We start from the raw sequence: 297 nt of genomic DNA, 5'->3' as shown, positions 1-297 counted from the left end.
GCGCGCCCCCCTCGCTCGTCAGCGCCAGCATCTCGATGTCGGCCTTGCCGCGCAGATAGCCGCGGCCGCGCACCATGTACTCGGTTTCCGCCATCTCCACCACGCGGCCGCCGACGTCGCGGTTGGACTCGCGCACCGCCTGCGCGACCTTGGCCAGCGGGATGCCGTAGCTGCGCAGCTTCATCGGGTCCACGGTGATCTGGTAGGTCTGCACAAAGCCACCCAGCGAGGCCACCTCGGCCACGCCCGGCGCCTTGGTGAGCTGGTAGCGCAGGTACCAGTCCTGGATGGTGCGCA

The 297-nt window shown here is 69.7% G+C and carries 1 protein-coding gene; it reads right to left on the bottom strand.

The window, feature by feature from the left end:
• Positions 1 to 297: efflux RND transporter permease subunit (locus H5407_RS23970; protein ID WP_183106954.1), on the bottom strand; the 297-nt coding region annotated here is incomplete at both ends.

Origin of the sequence: Mitsuaria sp. WAJ17 (assembly GCF_014174515.1) — a bacterium.
In the GTDB taxonomy this organism is placed as follows: domain Bacteria; phylum Pseudomonadota; class Gammaproteobacteria; order Burkholderiales; family Burkholderiaceae_C; genus Roseateles_B.
Note: the sequence above shows the minus strand (reverse complement) of the source record. Positions and strands in the feature narration are given on the sequence as shown.